General features: G+C 63.9%; 16 protein-coding genes. 12 read left to right on the forward strand and 4 right to left on the reverse strand.

What is annotated here, in order from left to right:
• Nucleotides 1–9 precede the first annotated feature (9 nt).
• Complete coding sequence (locus NL528_RS14845; protein ID WP_309183411.1) at nt 10–1,230, reverse strand: mandelate racemase/muconate lactonizing enzyme family protein; 1,221 nt, start codon at nt 1,228–1,230, stop codon at nt 10–12.
• Between the two features lie 229 nt (nt 1,231–1,459).
• Nucleotides 1,460–2,701: an amidohydrolase family protein gene (locus tag NL528_RS14850; RefSeq protein ID WP_309183412.1), complete on the reverse strand. Its 1,242-nt coding sequence runs from the start codon at nt 2,699–2,701 to the stop codon at nt 1,460–1,462.
• A 164-nt stretch (nt 2,702–2,865) separates the two neighbouring features.
• Between NL528_RS14850 and NL528_RS14855 the strand changes: the two genes are divergently transcribed.
• Nucleotides 2,866–3,285, forward strand: coding sequence for a nuclear transport factor 2 family protein (locus tag NL528_RS14855; RefSeq protein ID WP_309183413.1), 420 nt, complete (start codon nt 2,866–2,868; stop codon nt 3,283–3,285).
• A 113-nt stretch (nt 3,286–3,398) separates the two neighbouring features.
• Here NL528_RS14855 and NL528_RS14860 read toward each other — a convergent pair whose 3' ends face one another.
• Nucleotides 3,399–4,157 (reverse strand): GntR family transcriptional regulator, encoded by a 759-nt coding sequence (locus NL528_RS14860; protein ID WP_309183414.1) that lies wholly within the window; start codon nt 4,155–4,157, stop codon nt 3,399–3,401.
• A 228-nt stretch (nt 4,158–4,385) separates the two neighbouring features.
• On the opposite strand from NL528_RS14860, the gene NL528_RS14865 reads away from it, so the two are divergent.
• The 11 genes from NL528_RS14865 (at nt 4,386) to NL528_RS14915 (ending at nt 20,316) form a co-directional block, all read left to right on the forward strand.
• Nucleotides 4,386–5,216, forward strand: coding sequence for an ABC transporter ATP-binding protein (locus NL528_RS14865; protein WP_375144014.1), 831 nt, complete (start codon nt 4,386–4,388; stop codon nt 5,214–5,216).
• 3 nt (nt 5,217–5,219) lie between these two features.
• Entirely contained in the window at nt 5,220–5,996 is a 777-nt protein-coding gene (locus NL528_RS14870) for an ABC transporter permease (RefSeq protein WP_309183416.1), read from the forward strand.
• A gap of 45 nt (nt 5,997–6,041) precedes the next feature.
• Nucleotides 6,042–7,067, forward strand: coding sequence for an ABC transporter substrate-binding protein (locus NL528_RS14875; protein WP_309183417.1), 1,026 nt, complete (start codon nt 6,042–6,044; stop codon nt 7,065–7,067).
• 151 nt (nt 7,068–7,218) lie between these two features.
• Nucleotides 7,219–8,661 carry an amidohydrolase family protein gene (locus NL528_RS14880; protein WP_309184903.1) on the forward strand — a complete coding sequence of 481 codons (1,443 nt, stop codon included), beginning with the start codon at nt 7,219–7,221 and terminating at the stop codon, nt 8,659–8,661.
• A gap of 140 nt (nt 8,662–8,801) precedes the next feature.
• A complete protein-coding gene (locus NL528_RS14885) occupies nt 8,802–11,258 on the forward strand; it encodes a CoA transferase (protein WP_309183418.1) in 2,457 nt (818 codons plus the stop codon).
• Complete coding sequence (locus tag NL528_RS14890; RefSeq protein ID WP_309183419.1) at nt 11,258–12,340, forward strand: ABC transporter ATP-binding protein; 1,083 nt, start codon at nt 11,258–11,260, stop codon at nt 12,338–12,340. Before NL528_RS14885 ends, NL528_RS14890 begins: the two co-directional genes overlap by 1 nt.
• Nucleotides 12,337–13,353 carry an oligopeptide/dipeptide ABC transporter ATP-binding protein gene (locus NL528_RS14895; protein WP_309183420.1) on the forward strand — a complete coding sequence of 339 codons (1,017 nt, stop codon included), beginning with the start codon at nt 12,337–12,339 and terminating at the stop codon, nt 13,351–13,353. Before NL528_RS14890 ends, NL528_RS14895 begins: the two co-directional genes overlap by 4 nt.
• Nucleotides 13,354–13,374: 21 nt before the next feature.
• Nucleotides 13,375–14,919 carry an ABC transporter substrate-binding protein gene (locus NL528_RS14900; protein ID WP_309183421.1) on the forward strand — a complete coding sequence of 515 codons (1,545 nt, stop codon included), beginning with the start codon at nt 13,375–13,377 and terminating at the stop codon, nt 14,917–14,919.
• A 3-nt stretch (nt 14,920–14,922) separates the two neighbouring features.
• Nucleotides 14,923–15,879 (forward strand): ABC transporter permease, encoded by a 957-nt coding sequence (locus NL528_RS14905; protein WP_309183422.1) that lies wholly within the window; start codon nt 14,923–14,925, stop codon nt 15,877–15,879.
• Nucleotides 15,876–16,760, forward strand: a complete 885-nt coding sequence (locus NL528_RS14910; protein WP_309183423.1) for an ABC transporter permease — start codon at nt 15,876–15,878, stop codon at nt 16,758–16,760. Before NL528_RS14905 ends, NL528_RS14910 begins: the two co-directional genes overlap by 4 nt.
• 244 nt (nt 16,761–17,004) lie before the next feature.
• Complete coding sequence (locus NL528_RS14915) at nt 17,005–20,316, forward strand: carboxyl transferase domain-containing protein (protein ID WP_309183424.1); 3,312 nt, start codon at nt 17,005–17,007, stop codon at nt 20,314–20,316.
• A gap of 838 nt (nt 20,317–21,154) precedes the next feature.
• Here NL528_RS14915 and NL528_RS14920 read toward each other — a convergent pair.
• Nucleotides 21,155–22,792, reverse strand: a complete 1,638-nt coding sequence (locus NL528_RS14920) for an NAD(P)/FAD-dependent oxidoreductase (RefSeq protein ID WP_309183425.1) — start codon at nt 22,790–22,792, stop codon at nt 21,155–21,157.
• Nucleotides 22,793–22,885 lie beyond the last annotated feature (93 nt).

Raw genomic sequence — 22,885 nt, forward strand, 5'->3', positions numbered from 1 at the left:
GAAGGTGACCTACCGCTTTCCCGCCTGCCCGTAATTCAGCAACCCGGCCTTGCTCTTCGCCGGATGCGCGCGCAGGCCTTCCTCGTTCGGCTCGGTACCCCAGCCCGGCCGGTCCGGAATGACGAGGTGGCCGTCGACATAGTCGGGGACATGCGTGAACAGCTCGTGATCCCACGCGAGGCGATCGATATCGGTTTCCATGATCCGCAAATTCGGCACCGCCGCGCAGAAATGCGCATTCATCATGGTGCAGAGATGTCCGTAGAAATTATGCGGGGCGACGTTGACCTCGAAATGCTCCGCGGCGGCGGCGATCTTCATCGACTGCCACACGCCGTTCCAGGGCGTGTCGATGATCGCGACATCCATCGCCTGTTCGGTGAAATAGGGCAGGAATTCGCGCAAGCCCAGCAGCGTCTCGCAGGACGAGATTGGGTGCGGGCTCTGGCGGCGGATGTAGCCCAGCGCCTGCGGATTGAAACTGTCGATTTCGACCCAGAACATGTCCATATCCCGGATCGCGCGCAAGATCTTCAGATAGCCTTCGGTCTTGGCGTTGAAGTTGAGGTCGAGCAGCAGATCGACGTCGGGCCCGGCGCCGTCGCGGATCGCCTCCAGGTGCATGCAGAGATTGCGCAGCACCTTGCGGTCGACATTGATCTCGGGCTCGAACGGCGAGCCGAAGCCCGGCCGCCAGCCCTGCGGCTTGCCGTCGGTGTAGACGAAGATATTGGTCTTCATCGCGGTAAAGCGCTTTTCGCGCACCTCGTAGCCGATCGCCTTGACGCCGTCGAGGTCGGTAATGGCCGGCTTGTACCAGTCGGGATGATTGATGCGCCAGGTCGCGCAATGCGACCAGTAGACCCGGACGCGATCGCGGATTTTGCCGCCGAGCAGTTCATAGCAGGGCACGCCGAGCGCTTTTGCCTTGACGTCCAGCAGCGCGTTCTCGATCGCGCCGAGCGCCAGCGCCACCACGCCGCCGGCGGCGGGGCGCGTCGCCGAAAACAGCTCGGCATAGATCCGTTCATGCTGGAAGGCGTTCTGGCCGATGATCCGCGTCGACAGCCGCTGGATTGCGGTGCCGACGCCGGGCGCGCCGAACCCTTCGTCGAATTCGCTCCAGCCGACGATGCCGTCTTCGGTCATGACCTTGACGAAGTGGTAGTTGCGCCAGCCGGCGTCGCAGGACAGCGTTTCGACACTTCTGATGCTGGATGCCTTGGTCATGATTTTCCTGCCCGGTCGTGTTTTTGAGTTGGCCGATAACAACAATGGATTGATCGGCCCGTCAATTGCAGGAGTGGTAGGGCACCAATGCACCTTGCACGTCATGCCCGGGCTTGTCCGGGGCATCCACGTCTTGCGGTCGCTCCGTCAGGAGGACGTGGATGGCCGGGCATAGACGAGCGGAAGCGACGCCGTCCTTCGGACGGCTATGCCCGGCCATGACGGAAACCTAGCCCTGCGGCGGAAACAGCGTCGGCCGGCGCCGCTCGAACACCTGGCGCCCGTGCTTGAACCCCATCAGCACGTCAGGCAATTCCGCGATCGCGTTGGGGCCGGAGTCGGTATCGAGGATGATCAGATCGGCGGGGTTGCCGACGGCGATGCCGTAATCCCGCAGGTTCATCAGGCGTGCGGGGAGGTCGGTCACCAGGTCGAGACAGGCGTCGAACTCGCTGACGCCGGCATGGGCAACATTGGCGTAGAAGTTGGCCATCCGCAGCAGCGACGCGTCGCCGAACGGGGTAAATGGATTGAGCACGTTGTTGGTCGCGACCGAGCACAGCACGCCGCTTTCGACCAGCCTGTGCGCGACGGTGAGCCCGCGCGGCGAGTTGTGCGTGGCGTCCCGCCCCATCAGATAAAGATCGGTTGCGGGAAGCACGGTGACGGCGACGCCGGCCTTGGCCAGCCGTTCGGTCGCCGCTTTGAGTTGATCCGGCGGCATCGCCGACAGTTTTGAGGCGTGACCGATGGCGACGCGGCCGTGATAATTGCGCCGGTCGGTCTGCCGGCAGACCTCCTCCATATGGCACCAGGATGGATCGAGATCGAAGTCGAGGTGGAGATCGACATCGACGTCGAACTGTTGCGCCAGGTCGAACAGCTTTTCGATATGCGCATTCGGGTCGGTGTCCATATAGGGACAGCCGCCGATGGCCTCGCCGCCGTCGTGCAGGGCTTCGACCAGCAGCTCCTCGGTGCCGGGATCGTTGGTCAGGCCTTCCTGCGGAAACACGCAGATCGACAGGTCGATCGCCCAGCCATAATCGCGTTTCAGCGTCTTGACCGCCTCGAACCCGCGCAAGCCGATGCGCGGATCGATTTCGACATGGGTACGCATGTGCGTGGTGCCGTGCACGACGGCGCGTTCGATCACGCGGGCGCCGCGCGCATAGATATCGTCGACCGTAAAATCGCGCTTCATCGCCGCCACCGCGGCAATGGCCTGGCTGACGGTGCCATGATCGTGCCCGCAGCGGCCGAGCAGGCACGCCTTGTCGAGGTGGATGTGGGTGTCGACGAAGCCGGGGAGAACCAGTCTGCCGCCGGCGTCGAACTCCATGGCTTCGCAGGCGAGACGTGGTTCGATGGCGGCGATCCGGCCACCGGATACCCCGATATCGACGGGTGTTGCCGCGGACCGCGTCCTGGCATTGCGGAAGATCAGGTCGAAGGCGGTTCGCGCGTTCATGGGCAAGGCGGGCTGGAGGAGGCAGACTGGAAGCGAACCCTAGCGGAAGCGCCATCATCAGGCAGCACTAGATTGTGTGCAGTTTATAGGCCAAAGTGTTCAAAAAATGTGCATGCAATTTGGTGGCCGGATTGTAGTATTTCGACGTCCACGGAGAATTCGTCATGTCCGCTGCCGCGCAAGCCGAAGCCCGATCCTTGTCGGATGCCGAAGTGGTCGAAGCCTATCTGACCGCATCGATGATCCCCGATCCGGACGCCGCCGCAGCCTATATGAAGCCGGGCACGGTGATCACCTTCACCGGCGGGCGCGAATTCGACCATCCGCGCGGGCCGACCGGCTTCAATGCGCGGCGCTATCGCTGGGTAAAAAAGCAGATGGACCGCTTCGATGTCTGCCCCGGCAATGGCGAGACCGTCGTCTACAGCGTCGGCACGCTGTACGGCGAATGGATCGACGGCACGCCGTTCGAGGGCAACCGCTATGTCGACCGCTTCGTGGTCAAGGACGGGCAGATCGTGAAGATGGATGTCTGGAACGACAGCGCGGAGCGGATCTTGGTTCAGCGCGGGATCGAGGCGTAGCAGCGTTAGCCTGAGGCCATCCGTCATTGCGAGCGAAGCGAAGCAATCCATAGCGCCGCAAGAAGAAAGAATGGATTGCTTCGTCGCTGCGCTCCTCGCAATGACGGTGTTGCCTACCTCGCCCTCACCACCTTCGGCAGTTTCACCACGCGATCGCCGTCGCCTTCCTCGGCGTAGGGCGCCAGAATATCCAGCAAATCGCGGCCGCGTTGCGGGGCGGGTGTCACCAGCGCGCGGTTGGCGACGGAATCCAGGTGACTGTGCATCAGGCTCATCACCTTGCCTTCGTCACCCTTCACGAGCGCCGCGATGATCGCGCGATGTTCATTGATCGCGCATTCCGACGAGTGCGGGCGGCTGTACAGCGATAGCGTCAGGCAGCAGCGATAGGCGACCTCGCTGACATAACGCACCAGAATCGGGCTGTTGGTCATGTGGGCGAGCAGGATGTGGAATTCGGTCGCGAGGCGGATCGATACCGGGTCGGAACCGTCGCGGGCGCCGTCTTCGGCGTCGACATGCGTGTTGAGCGTGGCGATCTGGGCTTTGGTCAGCTTGCCGGCGAGCTGGCGCACCACCAGCCGCTCGAGCTCGATCCGGATGTCGAAGGCATCGCGGGCTTCCTGCCAGCTCGGCGTCGCCACCACCGCAATCCGGTTGCGGCGAAGTTCGACCAGCCCTTCGGCGGCCAGTTGTCCAAGCGCATGGCGCGCAATGGTGCGGCTGACGCCGAAGCGTTCGCCGAGCGAATCCTCCGGCAATTTGGCGCCGGGTTCCAAAGCCTGCTCGATGATGGCGCGGCGCAGCGCGCGGCAGATGACGCTGACCTTGTCGGAAGATTCGGCAGTTTTGCTGGCAGCGCGAGGCGCCATCGGCGAATCCTTGATCGAAGGGCTTCGAATAGGACCTCTATATCACAAATGTCCAACAATTGAGCGCCTCAATTGCATGCAGTTTCAGGCCCGATTGCCCAAAACGAATCCGGTGAATCCAGCGGCCTTTCGCGATGTTGTTGATTTAAAACGCGAGTTTCGCTGGCATCCGGCTTGCATGCACTTGCTGCCATGATGCGCATGCAACCAGTCTCGGAGTTCGAGGGAATGCCGGTTCCGGCCGCCCCAGCCCCTGTCGCCATCGAACTGTCGGACGCCTCCGTCACCTTCGGACGCGGTGCGCGCGCGGTGCCGGCCTTGTCCAAAACCACGCTCCGTATCGCGGACGGCGAGTTCGTTGCCCTTGTCGGGCCGTCCGGCTGCGGCAAGTCGACCATCCTGCGGCTGGTGAGCGGCCTGGTTCAGCCGACCACCGGCGTTGTCATCGTCGGCGGCCGCGAAGTCGCGGCGCGCGCCTTGCGCGTCGGCATGGCGTTCCAGAATCCGACCATGCTGCCGTGGATGACGATCGAGCGGAACATCATGCTGCCGCTCAAGATCGTCGAGCCGTTCCGCTCGCAGTTTCGAAAACTGCGCAAGACCGAATTCCGCGACAAGGCCAACGCATTGCTGGAGCAGGTCGGGCTCAAGGGATTTGGCAGCCGGTTTCCCTGGCAACTCTCGGGCGGCATGCTTCAGCGCGCCAATCTGTGCCGCGCGCTGATCCATGAGCCGCGCATGCTGTTGCTCGACGAGCCCTTTGGCGCGCTCGACCAGTTCACCCGCGAAGAGCTGTGGTCGATCCTGCAGGATCTCTGGATGGCCCACAGCGCCACCGTGCTGCTGGTGACCCACGATCTGCGCGAGGCCGCGTTCCTCGCCAGCCGCATCTGCGTGATGAGCGCGCGGCCCGGCCGCATTCTCGACGACAGCCAGGTCACCTTCAGCCGCCCGCGTACGGTCGCCAACACATTCGAGCCCGACTTCGTGGCGCTCAACCAAAAACTGCGGGCCTTCATCGTCGATGCCCGAACCGCATCAGCGGAGGGAGCGGCTTAAGCCATGCCCGAACTCGATTACCGTCAAAAGGCCTGGTCGGCGGGGCTGATCGTGCTGTTCTTCGTCGGCTGGGAGCTGTTCTGCCTGATGACCGGCATGTCCGACCTCGTGCTGCCGCGCCCGTCGCAGGTTTTCGTCACGCTGTACCAGAAATTCCCGATCCTGTGGCCGCACATCATCCAGACGCTGGCCACGACCATGGCCGGCTTCGTGCTTGGCGTCGCACTCGGCGTCGTGCTTGGCGCCGTCATCGGCGTTTCCAAAACTGCCTATGATACCGCCTATCCGCTGCTGGTGGGCTTTTCGTCGATCCCGAAAGTCGCCGTCGTGCCGATCTTCGTGCTGTGGTTCGGCTCCGGCACGGTGCCGGCGGTGCTGACCTCGCTGTCGATCTGTTTCTTTCCCATCGTCGTGAACATCGCGACCGGGCTCGCCACCACCGAGCCGGAACTCGAAGACGTGCTCAAGGCGCTCGGCGCCAGCAAGTTCGACATCCTCTGGAATGTCGGCCTGCCGCGCACGATGCCGTTCTTCTTTGCGTCCCTGAAGGTCGCGATCTCCTACGCCTTTGTCGGCGCGGTGCTGTCGGAGACCGTGGCCTCAAACCGCGGCATCGGCAATGTGATGATGACCGCGTCGTCCAATTTCAACGTGCCGCTGGTGTTCGCCGGCCTGTTCGTGCTCGCTGGCCTCGGCGTCGCGCTCTACGTGATCTTTTCGCTGATCGAGGGCCGCGTCACCGGCTGGGCCACCCGCAAGAACGACGTGATCGCCACATGAATTTCATTTCGCCAACCGCCGTCCAACCCAGTTGAGGAGGTCACCATGTTAACTAGAGTAGGTGCTGCACTGTTAGGGGTCGCTCTGTTCGCGGGCGCAGCCAGCGCCCAGGAAACCACCATCAAGTTTACGCTCGGCTGGAAGACGCAAGGGTCCGACGCCGCGTTCTTCTATGCCAAGGACAACGGCTACTTCAAGGACGAGGGCCTCAACGTCGTGATCGACCAGGGCGAAGGCTCCGGTGCGACCGTGACGCGCATCATGTCGGGTGCCTATGACGCCGGCTTCGGCGACGTCAACGCCATCATCCAGAACGCTGCGACGCGGCCACAGGATGCGCCCGTCATGGTCTACATGATCTGGAATCAGCCGCCGTTCGCGATCGTGACCAGGAACGGCAGCGGCATCAACAGTATCAAGGATTTCGAGGGCCACACGCTGGGCGGCGCGCAGGGCACGCCGACCACGCGGCTGTTGCCGGTGTTCGTGCAGAAGAACAAACTGGAGAGCGAGAAGATCAAGATTTCCAACATGGCGCCGAACCTGCAGGAGCCGATGTTGATCAAGGGCGATATCGACGCCGCGCTGGTGTTCAACATTACCAGCTACTTCAATCTGGTGCTGAACCGCCAGGATCCGGACAAGGACTACAAATGGTTCTCGTTCGGCGACTACGGCATGGACCTCTATTCCAACGGCGTAATGGTCTCGCGCAAGCTGCTGGCGTCCAATCCCAAGGCCGTGGCGGGCCTCGTCCGCGCCATCAACAAGGGCTTGATCGCGGTCGCCAGGGATCAGAACGCCGGCATGAAGGCGGCGGTCAACTACGACAATCTGATCAACGTCGACGTCGAGAAGCGCCGCCTGCAATACTCCTTCGACAAGCTGATCGTCTCGGCCGAGATGAAGGATATCGGCGTCGGCGACATCAGGGATGACCGCATGGCCCGCAACATCGGGATCATTGTCGAGGGTTATCAGCTGGCGCGTACGCCGACGCCTTCCGAGATCTTCACGCGCGAATTCCTGCCGCCGCGCGGCGAGCGCGAACTGACCTACATCACGAACTGACAGAAGGTGCTTCAGATCGTCATTGCGAGCGCAGCGAAGCAATCCATCTAGCGGCACTAAGAAAGAATGGATTGCTTCGTCGCGGAGTTTAGCATCGGGCCGGCCGAAGGCCGGACCCGTTGGCTCCTCGCAATGACGAAAAGGTGCGGTGATGACGACCGAAGTGACGGCAACCAGCCTGTTCTGTGGCCCTGACCGGGGGCTGCTCGAGCACGTCGTGCTGCGGCACGACAACGGCATCATCACCTCCATCTCGGAAGCCGTGGGAGCCGCGACCGGGCCTCGCTCCTTCGTCATTCCGGCCTTCGTCAACGCCCACGACCATGCGCGGGCGCCCACCTCGTCGTTCGGGGCGCTCGGCATGCCTCTGGAAAGCTGGATCTTGCGGTCCGCGCTGGGCACGCCGGTCGACCCTTACCTCACGGCAGCATCCGCGCTGGCCCGCTCGGCGCGGGCCGGCTGTGCCGCGATGATGGTTCACTATACCCGGCCGAGCGGGACCATGCCGCTGGTGGACGAGGCCAGGGCGATCGCGCGGGCAGCCTCCGACGTCGGTATCCGCATCGCGTTCGCGCTCGCGGTGCGCGACCAGAACCCGGTGGTGTATGGCGATAGCGAACCGGTGCTGTCGAGCCTATCCAGCGATGATCGCAAAACGGTCGAGGAACTGTTCGTCCGATCGCCGATGTCACCCAGGGCCTATATCGAACTGACGGATGCGATCGCCTCCGCGATCGCCGGCCCGAAGATCGATGTGCAGCTTGGCCCCGCCGGTGTGCAGTGGTGTTCGAAACAGTTGCTGGAAGCCGTCGCCGAGAACTCGGCGCGGACCGGCCGGCGCATCCATATGCATTTGCTGGAGACGGTCTATCAGCGCGCCTGGGCCGACGAGCATTTCCCGCAAGGGATCGTTCGCTATCTCAGCGATATCGGATTTCTCTCCGAGCGGCTGACGCTGGCGCATTGCATCCATGCCCGGCCGGACGAAATCGATCTCATCGCGGCATCCGGCGCACGCATCGTCACCAATTTCAGCTCCAACATGCACCTGCGCTCCGGTCTCGCCCCGATCGCCGCCGCGCACAAATGCGGCTGCGCCATCGCGGTCGGCGTCGATGGGCTGGCGCTGGACGAGGACGACGACGTGCTGCGGGAAATGCGGCTGGTGCAGATGATGCACGGCGGCCTCGGCTTCAAGCGGAATTGGACATGTCCGGAGTTCTTCGGTCTCGCGGTTCGCAACGGCCGTCGCGCCACCGGCGCGCCGGGAACCGGCGAGCTTGTCGCGAGCGCGCCGGCCGATTTCGTGACGGTCGATCTCGATCGCCTCGATCGCGATCAGATCCTGCCGGTCGATCCGCTGGATCTCCTGTTTGCGCGAGGCAATGCATCGTTGCTACGCGATGTGGTTGTGGATGGGCGGCTGGTCGTCAGCGAAGGCCGGTGCCTTGGTGTTGATCTCCCGGCAATCGAGGACGAGCTGCGCGGAATCTATCGCGCGAATGCAAGGCAGCTCTCCAATTTTCAACGCGCCTGGCCGCCGCTTTCGGCCGCATTGCCAAACTGGTTCGAAGCGCAGCTGGATTGCCGATAAGCGCAAGCGCTTCCTCGCGAATTCCGTAACGCGGAACAAAATTCCGCTTGCATCGACACCTCAGCAAGGTTTCATGCTCGTCAACAAGAAACCGAACCGGCGGCCCTCTTGCGCCGGTCATTTTGTGATGAGGAAGCGTGATGGGCGCGTTGTCGCATCTGCGGATTGTCGAGATCGGGAGCGCCGCCGCGACGAGCTACTGCGCCCGGCTGTTCGCCGATTTCGGCGCGACCGTTCAAAAGGTCGAACCATCAGCGGGCGATCCGCTTCGCCGCGCCGCGCCGCTGACGCCGAAAGGGCAGAGCGCCTGGTTTGCATTCCTCAATTTCAACAAATCCAGCATCGCGCTCGATCCCGATGATGCGAAAGCCGCGGCGCGCCTGTCGGAACTGATCGAGCACTGCGACATCCTGATCGACGGCCGCGACGTCGACGCGGCGAATTGTCCGGCATTCGACCTTGCCGCCGTCAAGCAACGCCATCCCGGCCTCATTCATCTCGAAGCGAGCTGGTTCTGCGGTGAGGGGCCTTATGCGCAATTCGAGGCGACCGATTCGACCATCCGCGCGCTGACGGGGCTGATAAAGCTGGTCGGACCGGTTGAAGGACCGCCGATGCATGCGCCGGATTTCCAGACCGGCATCCTTGCCGGCCTGTGGGGATTCATATCGGCGGCCTCGGCGGTGCTGGGCCGGATGCAGGACGGGCGCGGACGCAGCAGCCGCCTGAGCATCTTCGAATCCAGCATCGCCGTCACCGAATACATCATGTTCGAGTCGTTTTCGCGCGGCGACATCATCCGCCGGATCGGCGTCAACCGGTTCTGGCCGACTTTTCCGGTCGGCATCTACGAAACCAGACAAGGCTGGCTTGGTGTCACCACCGTGACCCCGGCGCAATGGCGCGCGTTCTGCGAAATGCTGGGCCTGCCTGAGCTGCGCGACGATCCGGCGCTGTTTCTGGGTGTCGACCGGCTCCAGCACATCGCGGCGATCGAAAGCAAGATCATTCCGAAATTGAAGGAACGCACCGCGCAGGATTGGTTCGCCGAAGGCTTGCGGCGAAAGATCCCGATCGTGCCGGTGCCCGCGATTGCCGACCTGATCGCGGACGAAGAGAAGCAGGCGCGCGGCGCGATCGTTCCGATCATGATCGGCGACGAGGCCGGCTTCACTGCCGGCTCGATGCAGCGCCTGACCGGCACGCCGCCGCGCCGTGGCGGCGCGGTTCCCGATATCGGCGAGCAGATGCTTGGCCGCGCCCATGCGCACAAGACAGAGATGCCGGCGGCTTCGCCCAGCCCGGGCGGCGCCAATCGCCTGCCGCTCGACGGCATCCGCGTGATCGATTTCTCGATGGGCTGGGCCGGCCCGATCTGCACCCGAACGCTCGCCGATCTCGGCGCCGATGTGATCAAGATCGAGGCCATTCAATACCCGGACTGGTGGCGCGGCGTCGACCGCCGCCCGGCCTATATTCTCGAGCAGATGTACGAGAAGTCGGTGCGTTACTGCATCATGAACCGCAACAAGCGCGGGATCACGCTCGATTTGACCCGGCCGGCGGGCCTCGATCTGGCAAAGCAGTTGCTCGTCGATGCCGATCTCGTCGTCGACAATTATTCGGTCGAGGTGCTGCCGAAGCTCGGGCTCGGCTATGAGGTACTGAGCCAGCTCAATCCAAAACTCGTGATGATGTCGATGTCGGCCTTTGGCGCCGGCAGCACCAATCGCGATTGCCGCGCCTATGGCTCGACGCTGGAGCAGGGCTCGGGCCTGCCGAGCGTGGTCGGCGACCCCGATGGTCCGCCGGTCATGAGCCACACCGCGTTCGGCGATGCGGTCGGCGGCCTGAACGGCTGCGCCGCGGTCTTGACCGCGCTGATCCACGCCAAATTGACCGGCAAGGGCCAGTTCATCGATCTGGCGCAGATCGAATGCATGATGCCGTTCGCGGCGCCCTGGATCGTGGCGCATTCGATCGGCGGCGAGGCGCCGACAAAATACGGCAACCGTCATCCGGATTTCGTGCCGCATGGCTGCTTCCTATGCTCGGGGCAGGACAAAGGTCAGGACAACTGGATCGTGGTCGCGGTTTCCGGCGATGCGATGTGGCCAAAACTTGCGCGGCTGCTCGGCCGTGCCGACTGGGCGAGCGATGAAACGCTGAAGACGGCTGCCGGCCGGCGCAACATCGAGAGCGAAATCGAGACCGCCATTGCTGACTGGACTTCGTCGCGCGAGCCGGAGGCGGCGATGACAGCGTTGCAGGCGGCGAGTATCGCCTCCGGCGTGGCGCGGCTGCCGATCGAACTGCTGCAGGACCCGCAATTGCATGCGCGCGGCTTCATCCAGGAAATCGACCGCGCCTTTATCGGCAGGCATCCGCAGCCGTCAATGCCGTTCCGCGAAGGCGCCAACCCGTTTCCGATCCGAAAACCGCCGCCGACGCTTGGCCAGCATAATCGCGAAATTCTTGCAGGCCTGCTGGGGCTGTCCGACGCCGAGATCGAGCAATTGACCCGCGACGGCATCATCGGCACCGAGATGCTGATGGAGGAACAGCTGGTGAAAGAGAAGAAGCGGGCGGCGGGCTGATGCAAACGGCGGAGCCGGCACAGCGCAGATCGGACGCGGCCACCTCGGGCGGCTCGCCCGCGCTGATGTCGGTGCGCGGCCTCGGCATCCGCTTCAAGACCTCGCACGGCATCTGGCAGGCGACGCGCAAGATCGACTTCGACATCGCGCCGGGCGAGCGCGTCGGCATTGTCGGCGAAAGCGGCTGCGGCAAGACCATCACCGGCCTGTCGATCGCAAGACTGCTGCCGAATAATCTTTCCGGCCTCGACGGCTCGATCCTGTTCGACGGGGTCGACCTGGCCACCTGCAGCGCGCGCGCGATGCGCGCGATCCGCGGGCGGCGGATTGCGATGATCTTTCAGGAGCCAATGAGCGCGCTCGATCCGGTGTTCACCGTTGGCCACCAGATCGCCGAGACGTTGCGCGTCCACACCGGCATAGCTAAGGAAGAGGCGCGGGCGAAAACCCTGGATATGCTGCGCCGGGTCGGCATTGCCTCGCCGGAGCGGCGCATCGACGATTATCCGCACCAACTCTCGGGCGGCATGCGCCAGCGCGTGATGATCGCCGCTGCCCTGATTTGCGGACCGCAACTGCTGATCGCGGACGAGCCGACCACCGCGCTCGATGTCACCGTGCAGGCGCAGATCCTTCAATTGCTGCGCGACCTCAGCGCGACATCGAACACCGCGCTGATGCTGATCACGCATGACCTCGGTGTCGTCGCCGAGACCTGCACCCGCATGATCACGATGTATGCCGGCGAGGTGATCGAGGATGCCGGGGTCGACGATGCGCTGGTGCGGCCGTTGCATCCCTATACGTCGGGCCTGTTGCGGTCGCTGCCGCATTTGAGCCCGCGCGGCGGCAAGCTGCCGTCGATCCCGGGCCGGGTGCCGTCCATTCTGGATATGCCCAATGGCTGCCGCTTCAAGGCGCGGTGCCCGCACGCGGTGGAAGGTTGCGAGGCCGAGCAGGAACTGTGCGATGCCGGAGACGGCCGCAAGGTGCGCTGTTGGCGTTTTCGCGAGCTCGAACTGCCGGGCGCGTTGCAGCACTTGGCCTCGGCGCCGATCGCGGCGATGGTCAGCCAGCCATGATTGCGCAGGCCGCCGACATTGCACAGGACGCCCGAGAGACCGCGATCGTCTCGGTGCGCGATCTCGAGGTGCAATTCCAGACCACCGATCGCCGCGCCACCGTCAAGGCGGTCGATGGCGTCAGCTTCGACGTCCGCCGCGGCGAGACCTTTGGCATCATCGGCGAATCCGGGTCGGGCAAGACCACGATCGGCCGCGCGCTGGTATTTTTGCTTAAGCCCAGCGCCGGCGCCATCCTGCATGACGGCGTCGATCCGCTTGCGTTGCCGCGCAAACAGTTCCAGAGCCACTGCCGCGATTACCAGATCATCTTCCAGGACCCGAACGCCGCGCTGAATCCGCGCATGACGATATTGGCTTCAGTGCTGGAGCCGCTCGAACTGGCGCGCGCCGGCACCAGGGCGGAGCGCCTGGCGCGGGCGCGGGAGGCGATGGACCGCGTCGGCCTGCCGCAGGAAGCCGGCGAGCGCTATCCGCACCAATTGTCCGGCGGCCAGAAGCAGCGCGTGGTGATCGCCCGCGCGCTGACGCTGCGGCCAAAGCTGATCGTCTGCGACGAGGTGGTGGCGGCGCTGGATATGTCGATCCGCGGCGACGTGCTCAATCTGTTCGCCGAATTGCAGCGCGACCTCGGGCTGACCTACGTGTTCATCACCCACGATCTCGCCGTGGTGTCCCATATCAGCGAGCGGGTGGCGGTGATGTATCTCGGCCGCTTCGTCGAGCTTGGCCCGACCGACAAAGTCTCGGAACGGCCGTTGCATCCCTATACGCAGGCGCTGATGTCGGCCGAGCCGCGGCCGTTGCCGTCGTCGATGCGCGACGATCATCGCATCGTGCTGCAGGGCGAAATCCCGAGCCCGATCGATCCGCCGTCGGGATGCCGCTTCCGCACCCGCTGCCAATATGCGCAAGCCCTCTGCGCCGCCCGGACGCCGGAGTGGCGCGAGCTGATGCCCGATCACTGGGTCGCCTGCCATTTTGCCGACCGCCCGAACTTTTCGCCGAACTAAAAAACTGCCGGAGGATAGGCCATGACACAGACACGACGCGAGGCAATGGCGCTGATGACGGCCGCGCTGGCAGCTTCTGCCTTTGGCGGCCGCGCCTTCGCGCAAGGCACGCCGAAGCGCGGCGGCATCTTGCGCATCTCGGCGCCGGCCAATCCGTCCAGCCTCGACCCCGCGACCGGCGGCGCCGGCTCCGATCATGCGTTCCTGTTCACGATGTACGACACGCTGACCGAGTGGGATTTCGAAACGTTGAAGCCGAAGCCGGGCCTCGCCGAAAGCTGGAGTTTTACCGATCCCACCACCTTCGTGCTCAACATCCGCGCCGGCATCACCTTTCATGACGGCACGCCGCTCGACGCCGGAGCGGTCAAATTCAATCTGGAGCGCAACAAGAGCGACCAGAAATCCAACATCAAGGCCGATCTCGCCTCGATGGCCTCGGCCGAAGTCACCGGTCCGATGCAGGTGACGCTGAAGCTCAATACACCCGACGCCGCGCTGCCCGGCATTCTCTCCGACCGCGCCGGCATGATGGTGTCGCCGGCAGCGCTGAAGGCCAGCGAAGCCGGCAATGTCGCGCGCAAGCCGGTCGGCGCCGGCGCCTATGCCTTTGTCAGCTGGGCGGATGGCGAAAAGATCGTGGTCAAGCGCAACGAAAAATACTGGAAGCCCAACCGTCCCTATCCCGACGGCATCGAGTTTTCCATCATTCCGGAACTGACCACCGGCGCACGCTCGGTCACCGCCGGGCAGAACGACCTGATCTATCAGCTGCCGCCGCGCCAGAAGGCGATCATCGAGCGCGCCAGCAGCATCAAGGTCTTCAACGGGCCGACCTTGTATGTGTTCCAGATCTTTCTGAACTGGGCCAAGCCGCCGTTCGACAATTTGAAGGTTCGCCAGGCTTTCAATTTTGCGATCGACCGCGAGACGTTCGTCAAGGCCGCGCTCGCAGGCCTCGCCGAACCCGCTTACATGAACCTGCCGAAAGCGCATTGGGCTTACGACAAATCGGTCGCCGAGCTCTATCCCTATGATCCCGACAAGGCGCGCAAGCTGCTGGCGGAGGCGGGCTTCAAGGAGGGAACGGTGATCGAGATCGGCGGCTATACCGATCAGGATTCGGTGCAGCGCCAGGAAATTTTGATCGAGCAGTTCCGCAAGGCCGGCATGAATGTGAAGTTTGTCAATGCGCCGATCGCGGAAGCCTCCGCCGCGTTCTTCGGGCCGGAGAAGCGCGGCTCCGGCCTGCTCGCGGCCTGGACCGGACGGCCGGACCCGAGCCTGACCTATTCGCTGATGTTCACCAAGGACGCCTATTACAATGGCGGCCGCGCCCCGGTGCCACCGGAGCTTGAGGCCGCGATCAGGGAATCGCGCGCGTCGGAAGATATCGAATTCCGCCGCAAGGCGTTCTCGACGGTGCAGCGGCTGGTGATGGAGAATGCCTTCGTGGCGCCGCTCGCCTTCCAGTTCGAGCTGGTCGCGATGAACAAGAAGGTGCAGGGCTATCGGCCGAACCTGCTCGGCAAGCCGAAATACGACGACGTCTGGCTGGAAAGCTGAACCATGGCGCGACGAAGTCCGGCAAGGGTGATCGGCAGCCGCCTGTTGCAGGCGCTGCCCGTGATCCTGCTCGCGACCTTCATGGTGTTTGCGCTGTTAAAACTCGTACCCGGCGACATCGCGGTGACGCTGGCCGGCGACAACGCGTCCGACACCCGCATCGCCGAGATCAAGAAAATCTACGGGCTCGACCGGTCGTTCCTGGTGCAATATGGCGCCTGGCTCGGAAAAGTCACGCAGGGCGACCTCTCGCAATCGCTGCTGACCGGCGAGAAGGTCGCAACCTCGATCGGGCGCGCGTTTCCCAACACGCTGCTGATCGTGGCGATCGCGCTGGTGCTGGCGCTGGTGACGGGAATCCCGATGGGCGTCATCGCGGCGATCAAGCCCAATGGATGGGTTGACAAATCGGTCAGCATGATCGCTTCCCTCGGCGTCGCGATTCCCGGCTTCTGGCTGGCGATGATTCTGGTCGCCGAAATTTCGCTGAAACTGAACTGGCTGCCGGCCACCGGCGCAAAATCCTTCAGCGTGTCGCCGGTCGAGGCTGTCAGGCACGCGCTGCTGCCCGGCATTGCGATCGCGGCCTATGGCATGGCCGAGGTGGCGCGGCAGTTGCGCGGCTCGCTCTTGGAAGTGCTGTCGTCGCAATATGTGCGCACCCTGCACGCCAAGGGCCTGTCGATGTCGCGCATTCTCTGGCAGCACGGCCTGAAGAATGTCAGCGTCAATCTCTTCACCATCATCAGCCTCCTGGTCAACCGCATGCTGGCGGCGACCGTCGTGATCGAGGCGGTGTTCGCCATTCCCGGCCTCGGCAGCCTGATCGTGCGCGGCGCCATCCAGCGTGACTTTCCGATCGTGCAGGGCGTGGTGTTCGCGATGGTGATCGTCGTCATCGCGGTCAATCTGATCGCGGATCTGCTGTGCGCGGCCGTCGATCCCAGGATCGAGTCATGACAGATGTTGCGCTCACGAACCGGGAACTACAGGCTAGGCCCACCCGCCTGCGCCGCTTCCTGCGCTGGCTCGCCACCGATCTGCGCGCGGCGCTGGCGATCCTCGTGCTGCTGGTGCTCGTGATCGTTGCGATCGGCGCGCCCTGGATCGCGCCCTATGCGCCGACCGCGCAGGACGTCAACAACATGCTGGCGCCGCCGGGTGCGGCCCATCTGCTCGGCACCGACGATCTCGGCCGCGACATCTTTAGCCGGCTGATCTACGGCGCGCCGGCGACGGTGTATGCGAGTCTGCTGGCCGTCACGGTGGCGGTCGCCATCGGCTTGCCGGTCGGCCTGATCGCCGGATTCTTCGGCGGCTGGACCGATGATATCATCAGTCGGGTGATCGACACGTTTTTGTCGTTTCCGGCGATCGTGCTGGCGATCGCGGTCACCGGCGCGCTCGGCATCGGCCTCACCAACGGCATGATCGCGGTCGGTATCGTGATGTTTCCGGCGCTGGCGCGCATCGTCCGCGCCCGCACGCTGATCGTGCGCCAGGAACTCTATGTCGACGCGGCGCGCGGTTTCGGCGCGCCAAGCTGGTACATCCTGTGGAAGCACGTGCTGCCGAATGCGCTGCAGCCGGTGATCGTGCAGGTGACGTTGCTGCTGGCGGCCGCATTGTTGGCTGAAGCCAGCCTCAGCTTCCTCGGCCTCGGCATCCAGCCGCCCAATCCAAGCTGGGGCGCAATGCTGGCCCGCGCCTACCAATATATGGAAATCGCGCCGGAGCAGATGTATGCGCCCGGGCTCGCCATTCTGGTGGTTTCGCTGGCCTTCAACGCGCTCGGAGAATCCTTGCGCATCGTACTCGATCCGACCATGAAGGATCGCTGAGTGTGGCTGTTAATTGTCAAAGCAACGCGAGCTGCCCTCTTACCTCGCCCCGCTTGCGGGGAGAGGTCGGCGCGCAGCGCCGGGTGAGGGGGACACTCAACGAGCGTGCTTGCGGAAACTCCCCCTCACCCGAAGCCTTCGCTTCGCTACGGCTTCGACCTCTCCCCGCAAGCGGGGCGAGGTGAAGTGACCTCTCGCTCACTGATGCAACTCACTACGTTCTAGAGTCCAAACGGAACCGCATATGCCCTTCAAGAAACTGCTGATCGCCAATCGCGGCGAGATTGCCATTCGCATCGCACGTGCCGCCGGCGAGGCCGGTCTTGCCACGGTCGCGATCTATCCCGCCGACGACGCGCTGTCGCTGCACGTCCGCAGCGCGGACGAGGCCTACGAAATCCCGGGGCGGGGCGCGCGGGCCTATCTCGACATCGAGGCGGTCGTCGCCGCCGCCAGGGCGACCGGGTGCGACGCGCTGCATCCCGGCTACGGCTTTCTCAGCGAGAATTCCGCGCTGGCGCGGCGCTGCGCGGAGCAGGGGATCACCTTCGTCGGCCCCTCGCCGGAGGCGCTGGACCTGTTCGGCGACAAGGCGCAGGCCAAGGCGCTGGCCAAACGTTGCGGCGTTCCCATTATCGATGGCACGAGCGGTGCGACCAGTCTCGACGAAGCCAAGGCGTTTTTTGCATCATTGGGCGCCAGCGGCGCGATCATGATCAAGGCGATCGCCGGCGGCGGCGGGCGCGGCATGCGCATTGTGGACGATGCCGCCAAGCTGGAAGAGGCCTATGCGCGCTGCCAGTCCGAGGCCAGGGCGGCCTTCGGCAGCGATGGCGTCTATGTCGAACGCCTGATCCGCAACGCCCGCCACATCGAGGTGCAGATCATCGGCGACCGCCATGGCGCGATCAGCCATCTGTGGGAGCGCGAATGCACTATCCAGCGCCGTAACCAGAAGCTGATCGAGGTGGCACCCAGCCCCTCGCTGGATGACGCCCTGCGCAAGCGCATCATCGAGGCGGCAAAAGCGCTTGCCGCGGCGGCGCTCTACGACAATCTCGGCACCTTCGAGTTCCTGGTCGATATCGACGCCAAAGGCGGCGACACCGCGTTCGCCTTCATCGAGGCCAATCCGCGGCTTCAGGTCGAGCATACCGTCACCGAGGAGGTGCTCGGCGTCGATCTGGTGAAATCGCAGCTCGCGGTCGCGGCCGGTGCTACGCTGGCTTCGCTCGGCCTTGCGCAGGCTTCGGTCCCCACGCCGCGCGGCTATGCGATGCAGCTTCGCGTCAACATGGAGGTGATGGACGCCAACGGCGTGACCAGGCCGACCGGCGGCACGCTTGCGGTGTTCGACCTGCCGTCCGGTCCCAGCGTTCGCGTCGATACCTTTGGCTACACCGGTTACAGGACCAGCGCGGCCTTCGACTCCCTGCTCGCAAAAGTCATTGTCCATTCGCCGGGCGCGAACTGGGGAGATGTGGTTCAGAAAGCCACGCGCAGCTTGCGCGAATTCCGCATCGGCGGCGTCACCACCAATATCCCGTTCCTCGGCGCGGTGCTGGCGCATCCGGAATTTATCGCCAACCACATCAGTACCGGCTTCATCGATACCCATGTCGCGGCATTGGTCGGCGCGGCAAACGAGATTTCCGAGCCGTTGTTTTTCGAAGCGACCGGCGCTGCCGGCGATGGCGCCAAATCCTTGGCCAGCGAAACCGCGCCGGCAGGTTCGGTCCCGGTGCCGGCGCCGCTGCAGGGCACGATTGTTGCGATCGAGGTCGGCGAGGGCGACCTCGTTCGTCCCGGGCAGCAAATCGCCGTGCTCGAATCCATGAAGATGGAACACCTCGTGACCGCGCCGCATGGCGGCAGGGTGACCAGGATCGCGGCCGGTGTCGGCGTGACGCTGATGCAGGACGAGGCGATTCTGTTCCTCGAGCCGGCCGAGATCGATGGCCATCATGAGGCCGAAGAGGAAGACATCGACCTCGATCACATCCGCCCCGACCTCGCCGAACTGATCGCGCGCCACGCCATCACGCTGGACGAAAACCGCCCGGCCTCGGTCGAGCGCCGGCGCAAGACCAATCAGCGAACCGCGCGCGAAAACATCGCGCAGCTGGTCGATGCGGGCTCGTTCGTCGAATACGGCTCGCTGGCGATCGCCGCCCAGCGCCGGCGGCGCAAGGTCGACGACCTCATCCGGAACACGCCCGCCGACGGGCTGATCTCGGGTGTTGCCACCGTCAACGCGGAAAAATTCGGCGCGGAAGGCGCACGCTGCATGGTGATCTCCTATGACTATACCGTGCTGGCCGGCACCCAGGGCCACATGAACCACAAGAAGATCGACCGCATGCTCGGCCTGACCGAGCAGTGGCGCCTGCCGCTGGTGTTTTATGCCGAAGGCGGCGGCGGCCGTCCCGGCGATACCGACCGGCTCGGCATGACCGGCCTCGACGGGCCGTCCTTCGTGCAGTTTGCAAAGCTGTCCGGGCTGGTGCCGGTCATCGGCGTCGTCTCCGGCTATTGTTTTGCGGGCAACGCCGCGATGCTCGGCTGCTGCGATGTCATCATTGCGACGAGGAACGCATCGATCGGGATGGGCGGCCCCGCGATGATCGAGGGCGGCGGCCTCGGCGTCTATCACCCCGCCGAAGTCGGGCCGGTCTCGTTCCAGTCGCCGAACGGCGTCATCGACATCCTGGTCGAGGACGAGCAGGAAGCCACCGCCGCCGCGCAAAAATACCTGTCGTATTTTCAGGGCGCGGTTTCGGATTGGAAAGCGCCGGACCAGCGCCTGCTGCGGCGGGCGATCCCGGAAAATCGCTTACGCGTCTACGACATCCGCAATGTCATCGATCTGCTGGCCGACGAAGGCTCGGTGCTGGAAATCCGCCGGGATTTTGCCGTCGGCATGATCACCGCCTTCATTCGCATCGAGGGCAAGCCGTTCGGATTGATCGCCAACAACCCAAAACATCTCGGCGGCGCGATCGACGCGCCGGCCGGCGACAAGGCCGCGCGCTTCCTGCAGCTGTGCGATGCCTTCGACATCCCGATCGTATCCCTGTGCGACACGCCGGGCTTCATGGTCGGCCCTGAGGCCGAGAAGACCGCGATCGTGCGCCATGTGGCGCGGATGTTCGTGACCGGCGCCAGCCTCACCGTGCCGCTGTTCGGCATCGTGCTGCGCAAGGGTTACGGCCTCGGCGCGCAGTCGATGATCGGCGGAGGCTTTCATGCCTCGTTCTTCACGGTGGCGTGGCCGACCGGCGAGTTCGGCGGCATGGGTCTCGAAGGCTATGTCCGGCTCGGCTTCCGCAAGGAGATGGAGGCGATCGAAGACCCGGTCGAGCGCGAGAACTACTACAAGGCCAAGGTCGCCGAGCTCTATGCCAACGGTAAGGCGGTCTCGATTGCCTCGGTGCTCGAGATCGATGAGGTGATCGATCCCGCCGACACGCGGCACTGGATCATGTCGGGCCTGCGCTCGGTGCCGAAGCCGGAGCCGCGCAGCGGCCGCAAGCGGCCGTGCATCGATGCGTGGTGATGGAAAGGGATTCCATCAACCGTCATCGCGACCCGTTGGCTCGCAATGACGGGTTTGGGCTTGGATGCAATACGCAAAATGCCCGACGGGCAAATCAGTATTTTCTGTCAAGTCCTTCGTAAGAAAAAATCCTGCTTGCCCTCATGGGGCAAATCAGTGGCATTTCTCCGCGCGTCTCACCCGACAAGAGGGGCGGCTCGCGATCGTCACGAAACGCGCGGTGGGATGCGGTGGACGTGGATGCGCCTTTGACGAACGGCGCTGATGCGGACGGCGAAGTCGTGTGGTCCTGACGCCCCGATGCTGGCGTCAAGTTCCAGGGAAGCAAGCTTCTCAGGGGCGACGGTGGCAAGAAAGCCCGTTCACCGGGGAGAGCGCGAAGTAAGCCGTAAAACCATTGCGCAGGGAAGGCCGGATTGCCTCCGCTGAACCTGTATGCTCGTGTGCGTGTTCTTATGCACAAATTGCACGCGAGACCGCGGGTGCAGCGCGCACCCGGCTTTCCCTGCGCCCTCTGTTTTCGAGAGGGCCAAATAATTCACAAACCTCGGGCGCGTCGCGCCGCGAGAAGGCGGACTCATGTTTGGCACCGTCATTGCGAGGAGCACTTGCGACGAAGCAATCCATTGCTCCGCTTGCGCCGATGGATGGATTGCTTCGCTACGCTCGCAATGACGTGGATAGGTCAGTGCGACCCCCTGTCGTCATCGCCCGCGAAGGCGGGCGATCCAGTATTCCAGAGACGTCAATGATAGAAGCGAGAAGCCGCGGCGTACTGGATTCCCCGCTTTCGCGGGGGATGACGGCCGGTGGGCGCGGAAGGTCCGCGCGCAAGAACTTACCCCAGCCGCAACTCCTCATACCCCTTCGCAGCCACCTCATCGCACTTCGCGCGATAGGCCGGCGCGCTGCCGCTGTAGCGGGCGACGATGCGGGTTTGCTTGCCCTCGACATTGGAGTTGATCCCGGTCATCCAGGAATTGACCTCGTTGGACAAGAGGCCGACGCCGAGCGCCTTGACGTGATCGGTCCACGACGCCACGCCGGCAGAGGTCGCCTCCAGCCGCGTCAGGTTGTTTTCCCGCGCAAAGCGGATCAGGCCGGTGACCCAGTCGACGCTGTATTCGATGCTGCGCGGAATATTGCCGAGCGCGGTGTGCGGCCCCATCAGCATCATCATGTTGGGAAAACCGTCGACCATGATGCCGAGATAGGTCTGTGGCCCGCTCTTCCACTTGTCCTTCAGTCGCGCGCCGTCGACGCCGCGAAAATCGATCTTGTCGAAGCTGCCGGTGATGGCGTCGAATCCGGTGGCGAAAATGATGATGTCGAATTCGTATTCCTTGGCACTGGTCTTGATGCCCCGAGGCGTGATCCGTTCGATCGGCGTTTCCGTGATGTCGACCAGCTCGACATTGTCGCGGTTGTAGACCTCGTAATAAAAGGTCTCGAGCGGAAGGCGGCGGGTGCCAAAGCCGTGATTCCTGGGGATCAGTTTCTCCGCCACCTTCTGGTCGTTGACACGCGCGCGGATCTTGCGCGCGACGAAATCGCTGATCGTGGCATTGGCCTTGCGGTCGATCAGGATGTCGCGGAAATTGCCCTGCCAGATGCCGAAGCCGCGCTCGCCGTACAGCCTTTCGTAGAACGCCTCGCGCTCCTCATCGGACACCTCGAACGCGCCGCGCGGATCCGGCGTGTGCAGGAAGCACGCAAACGTCTCCTGGCAGCGGGCGAACATTTCAGGATAGCCGGCTTTGATCTTCTGCTGCGTCTCGGCGTCGATCTTGCCGTTGTGCAGCGGCGCGCACCAATTGGGTGTGCGCTGGAACACGGTGAGATGCCCGACGCTTCCGGCAATGGTCTGGATGGTCTGCACGCCGGTGGCGCCGGTGCCGATCACGGCGACACGTTTTCCGGCAAAATCGACCGGCTCATGCGGCCATCGCGCGGTATGGAAGGATTGTCCTTTAAAACTGTCGCGGCCCTCGATGCGCGGCAGCGTCGGCGTCGACAGCGGGCCGATCGCGGTGATCAGGAAGCGGGCGCGGAAGTTTTGGCCGTCCTCCAGCGTGACATTCCAGCTTCGTACATCCTCCTGATAGATCGCGGCCGTGACCCGGCTGCGAAACTGGATGTCGCGGCGCAGATCGAATTTGTCGGCGACGTGCTGGAGGTAGCGCAGCGTTTCCGGCTGGCCGGCGAAATGCTCGGACCAGTCCCATTCCGCCAGCAACTCTTTGGAAAAAGAGTAGCCGTAGGAATAGCTCTCGGAATCGAAGCGGGCGCCGGGATAGCGGTTCCAGTACCAGGTGCCGCCGACCTCGGTGCCGGCCTCCAGCACGCGCACCCGCAACCCCTGTTCGCGCAAGCGATAGAGCTGGTACAGGCCCGACATGCCGGCGCCGACGATGATGGCGTCGTATTCCGGCACGGCTGTAGTTTGAGGTCGTTCGGTCTGGCTCGCATTGGCCACTTGGCATTACTCCCGGGATACTTGGTTGACCCAAACGCTATCCGGTCTCGCGCCCATCAACAAACCTCGGAGCGCGTAGCTGCTATCGCGAAT

This window comes from Bradyrhizobium sp. Ash2021 (assembly GCF_031202265.1).
Classification (GTDB): domain Bacteria; phylum Pseudomonadota; class Alphaproteobacteria; order Rhizobiales; family Xanthobacteraceae; genus Bradyrhizobium.